The sequence below is a fragment of the Nostoc sp. DedQUE09 genome, assembly GCF_034530915.1.
Classification (GTDB): domain Bacteria; phylum Cyanobacteriota; class Cyanobacteriia; order Cyanobacteriales; family Nostocaceae; genus Nostoc.
The window spans coordinates 1-4,934 of sequence record NZ_JAVRCE010000114.1 but is presented as its reverse complement, the minus strand read 5'-3'; the positions used below and the strand labels follow the sequence as shown (position 1 = coordinate 4,934).

Annotated in this window: 3 protein-coding genes; 2 read left to right on the top strand and 1 reads right to left on the bottom strand. The window is 41.8% G+C overall.

Going from position 1 to position 4,934, the window contains the following annotated elements:
• The first annotated feature begins 266 nt into the window (after positions 1-266).
• The gene (locus tag RMY27_RS34670; protein WP_322669330.1) at positions 267-1,424 is read left to right on the top strand and encodes an S-layer homology domain-containing protein; all 1,158 of its coding nucleotides are present in this window, start codon (positions 267-269) and stop codon (positions 1,422-1,424) included.
• A gap of 226 nt (positions 1,425-1,650) precedes the next feature.
• Here the strand turns inward: RMY27_RS34670 and RMY27_RS34665 are convergent, their stop codons facing one another.
• Complete coding sequence (locus tag RMY27_RS34665; protein ID WP_322669329.1) at positions 1,651-2,088, bottom strand: CAAD domain-containing protein; 438 nt, start codon at positions 2,086-2,088, stop codon at positions 1,651-1,653.
• A gap of 1,054 nt (positions 2,089-3,142) precedes the next feature.
• Here RMY27_RS34665 and RMY27_RS34660 point away from each other — a divergent pair.
• Complete coding sequence (locus tag RMY27_RS34660; protein WP_322669328.1) at positions 3,143-4,867, top strand: sensor histidine kinase; 1,725 nt, start codon at positions 3,143-3,145, stop codon at positions 4,865-4,867.
• Positions 4,868-4,934: the final 67 nt, after the last annotated feature.

Below are 4,934 nucleotides of genomic sequence, written 5' to 3'. Positions count from 1 at the left end.
AAAGAGCAGAACAAGAATCCCAAAGAGCAGAACAAGAATCCCAAAGAGCAGAACAGGAATCCCAAAGAGCAGAACAGGAATCCCAAAGAGCCGATCGCCTAGCTGCCCAATTGCGATCGCTTGGCGTTGAACCAGAAATCTAATACCGTACTACAAATTACGAATTACGAATTACGAATTACGAATTAAAAAAGGGCTGGTGTAAAAGAGTCATCTGTGGCTTAATTTGTTTAGACACAAATTTTACTGCTACCAGGGTAATCACGATGACAAATAGACCTCCTTCCGAACCGGAGTCATCCCCAAAAACTGCCCTTGGCTTTGATGAATTTATAGCCATTTTGGTTGCCTTCACCACTATCGGAGCGATTCTTTTTTGGTCATTGTCCCGCAGAGATTCTAGCTGGAACTTAAACGGGCTGCTGTTGCCTTCCTCCACTCCGTCTCCTAGTGTTCGACCAAATCCAGTATTGCCCTCTCCTACTGCCAAGGTAGAACCTTATACAGTCCCCAACAACGTTTTGCCCTATTCTTCACCTGAAGCTGTTGTTGAACCCAAGACACCTTCATTCCCAACTAACAGCGCAACCCCTTACCGCGCAATGTTACCATCTATTTTGGTAATCCCAACTCAATCCCCACAACCACAAACACCTGTATCTCCTGCAACAGAACTTGAGTCATCACTCAAATCATCAGCGTTGCCTTTAGTAACTCCGGCAAAACCAAAATCAATCATTCCGCCACCAATTGCATTTAACGATGTGCCCAATGACTTTTGGAGTCGGCGTTTTATAGACGTTCTTTCTGCCCGTGGGATTCTCAAAGGGTTTCCTGATTATTCTTTTAGACCAAATCAGGCTGTAAATCGCGCCGAATTTGCTGCCATACTAGAAAAAGCCTTTGACCAAGAACCGTCTAAGACTGCGATCGCATTTCAAGATGTACCAACAAAATTCTGGGCAACTCCAGCAATTAACCAAGCCATCAGTGCGGGTTTTCTCAAGGGCTACCCGAAAAAAACCTTCAAACCACAACAAAATATTTCACGAGTACAAGTTTTAGTTGCCCTTGTCAGTGGGCTGAATTTAAAAGCACCCACTTCCCCAAATCAGATTATCAGTGTCTATAAAGATGCTAAAGATATTCCGCCTTATGCTATCGCCAAAATCGCTGCTGCTACAACCAATGGTTTGGTAGTTAACTATCCAAATCCCCAAGTCCTCGATCCAAACAAAGTAGCTAGTCGGGCGGAAGTGGCGGCGATGATTCATCAAGCTTTAGTCAAACGGGGCAAATTGCCGACAATTACATCTCCTAATATAGTGCGATCGTCGCCCAAAATATCTTCAGAACTTCCACAGAGTCCAAAAAAACCGACCCCAAAAGCTAAATTGACCACCGGAGGTTCGCCTCAACAATAATTACTAATTCGTAATTAAACCAAGGATCGTAGGAAGCAACTTCTACGAGTACTAGCGTTATGGGTGTAGTTTTGATATTACAAATTGTTAAAAATTTCGTCAGGAATTTTCAGAGAAGTCTGAACGCCGACTTCCGGCATTCAGACTTCATGATTTGGAATTAGAGCGTACTTCTACACAGGAGCAAGCTACGCGTAGCGTCTGGTAGAGAAGCAATAATTAGATATTAAGCTTCTGGAATTTGTTTACCGACAACTTGTGATTTAAGAGTGGTGATTTCACTAGTTAACTCTTTCCTGGTTGAGGCTTTGAGTAAATAGCGGTAAACAAACCAGGCAGAGTAACCAATACCAATCAACTCAAAAGTAGGTGCCACCAAAGGGATATCATTCAAAGCATCTAATATTGCCAAGAGTACCTTAACAGCAACAATTGATCCTACAATTAAACCAACTGTTACCAGGGGTTGCTTATATTGATTAAAGAAGCTTCCCAGATATTCTGGTAATGTTGCTAAAAAGGTAGAAATTTGCTCTCCGTATTTTACCCATTCGTCTTGAGGCTGTGCCGGAGGCTGGAGTTTGGTGATGGTTCCCGTTTGGTTGTTGATCTCTGCCACTGTAGTCTCTTTAGATGCGTTTTCGGTAAATTCTTGTTCTGGCATTTTCACTCCTATTAATTTGACAGTTGAGTTTTTCTAATCTGGATAATTACAACCAAAAGGTTGTTGATTAGGTAATGTACTTATGTATCAGTACAATTTGGTGAAAGGCACAAAAAGATTTTAGTGTCCTATAACCATAGTTGCCCCGTACTATCTACTGCATCAACTACAAGGTAGACAGTCAGTAGGAGGATAGAACTCAGAAGGCAGCAGGATGTATTATAATCAACTTCCTGAGTTCTATTTTTGGAATCAACTGGAATCCTCAGGTTGTGATTATCCCATTCCGTGTCATTTGCTCATAATCGTACTAAATCTAAGTACAAATAATGCAAAAATCACTCCACTTCTCATTTATATAAGCCTAGAAGCCGATTTTAGCCGATATTAAAGCTATCTTAAGCCGCGTTTGTCAATTAACGCATTCGTATTGATATTAATACGTAATAAAGATTTTTCTGTGTTCATATAGACTAGACTTTTAAGCTGTTTTATGATATGTATGCCTGGGATGAGGGAGCAGGGGAGCAGCACTTCGGCTACGCTCAGTGACCGGGGGGCAGGGGAGCAGAGGGGCAGAGGGGCAGAGGGAGAATAACTCATTACTCATTACTCATTACTCAGCACTCCTAACGCCCAATGCCCCATCCCCAACAAGTATCAAACCTTTTGTTTTTTCCTGATTGTATTAATTTTATAAGGAAGCAGTAAGGTAGAGTAGTGGCTTAGGCGATCGCAAGAACTCATTGCTTGCTATCAACCGCATATTGTGGAAAGTAGTGTAGTAAGGGAAAGATGCTCTCAGGAGGGTCTTTAGTGCAGGAAACTATATCGTTGCTCCTAAAAAAGTAAATTCTCTTAAACTTGGTAATTATACTTATAAAATTTGTTGTAAAAATTACTTATCTTATTTAAGATGATGCTAATTATCTAGCAAGCAACGATTTGCTCTTGCGATAAAAGAAGATAATGTAGATGTTAATGACTAATTAAGGTATTTTGACAATCTAGACTAATTTGATTATTTTTGCGGGAAGGCAAGGAGGTTTGAGAAATGCCAACTCAAAAGCCAACCCCTATCTACAGCAGTTCAGAAAGCAAAAAAGTGTCAGCCGAAGAGCCATCGACAGACGAACTCCCAACTATAGAATTTCCCTCAAGAGGGAAGCTCAAAGCCAGTTCTTGGCGTATCCATCAAAAAATTGGCTATGGGTACTTTGTAGCTATCGGAATTGGCTTTTTTGGCTCACTGACTGGGTTAGTGATTGCTAATTACTACCGGGGAAGGGAAGTTAGACAATTTAATCAAGCTTATGAACAAGGACAACTACTGAGTAATTATAAAGATGCAGTAGTAGGGGCGCAATTACATAGTTCTAACCTAGTTGCTGTATTGGATAATTCACAACAACTGCAAAACAAAAAAGCTGATTTTCTGAAGAATGTTGAAAAAGCCAAGCAACTAGAGTCAAAAATTGGCGGATTTCTCGATAGTAAACCTAAAAGACTAGCAGCAACAAGTTCGACTTTACAGACCTTATTGCTGGATTATAAAACTAATTTAAAAGCCTACGTTGACCAAATCGAGGTCGTCTTACAGAAAATTGACTCCCCAAAAGTGCAGCCTCAGAAGATTTCCTCTGCCCGATCGCAGTTATTAACAATAATGCGTGGTGAAACAGCCATGCGGCTAGACCAGCTTTCTCAAAACTTGACTAACATCCTGCAAACTGCTGAATATCAGGAGCAAGAAAGGCAAAGAGCCGTTGAGCAGGCGAGAATAGTTGAACGATTCATCGTGATCGCGAGTATGCTGGTTTCGGTAGCGATCGCAGCCATTGTTGCTTGGCGTACTAGTCGAGCGATCGCTGAACCAGTTATCACTGTAACCCAAGTAGCAGAACAAGTTGCCAGGAAACATAATTTCGATTTGCGAGCGCCCGTCACCACTGAAGATGAAATTGGGCTACTCGCCAAATCTCTAAATCGTCTGATTGAGCGAGTATCCGAGCGAACAAAAGAACTACAACAAGCTAAAGAATTAGCTGAAGCTGCTAGCAAGGCAAAAAGCGTATTTTTGGCTAATGTTAGCCACGAATTACGCACACCATTAAATGCTGTCATTGGACTAAGCCAACTACTAGAAGACGACGCTACCGATCTCGGTTTATCGCCAGACTTTATCACCGACTTAGAAACAATTAACGCTGCTGGTAAGCATCTACTGCACTTGATTAACGAAATCCTCGACTTGTCAAAAATTGAAGCGGGGAAAATGGCCCTGTATCCTGAGACATTCGAGATTGCAACGCTGATTCATAACGTTGTTCTCACAGTCAAACCAGCTATAGAAAAAAATGCCAATGTTTTAGAAGTGGATTTTGATGAGCAACTTGGCACTATGTACGCCGATCAAACTAGGATGCGGCAGGTATTGTTAAACTTACTCAGCAACGCCAGTAAATTTACTACAAACGGCAAGATAACGCTGACAGTCAACAGAGAAAAGGATGAATTCCGATCAGATGCTCCTTTGGGCAGCATTATTTTCACTGTTACCGACACAGGTATCGGTATGTCTAACCGTCAACAGCAGCAGTTATTTCAACCTTTTACACAAGGTGATACCTCGACTACGAAAAAGTATGGAGGTACAGGACTGGGGTTGGCAATTAGCCGCCACTTTTGCCAGATGATGGGTGGTGAAATTATTGTCAAAAGTCAGCCAGGAATTGGTTCTACTTTCACTATTCGTCTGCCAATGACTGTGCAGGATTGAATGGGGCATTAGGAGTGCTGAGTGTTGAGTGCTGAGTGCTGAGTGCTGAGTGCTGAGTGCTGAGTGC

Excerpts from the sequence above, each read along its gene's own strand:
- RMY27_RS34670 (WP_322669330.1), top strand. The coding sequence starts at position 267 with ATGACAAATAGACCTCCTTCCGAACCGGAGTCATCCCCAAAAACTGCC.
- RMY27_RS34665 (WP_322669329.1), bottom strand. The coding sequence starts at position 2,088 with ATGCCAGAACAAGAATTTACCGAAAACGCATCTAAAGAGACTACAGTG.
- RMY27_RS34660 (WP_322669328.1), top strand. The coding sequence starts at position 3,143 with ATGCCAACTCAAAAGCCAACCCCTATCTACAGCAGTTCAGAAAGCAAA.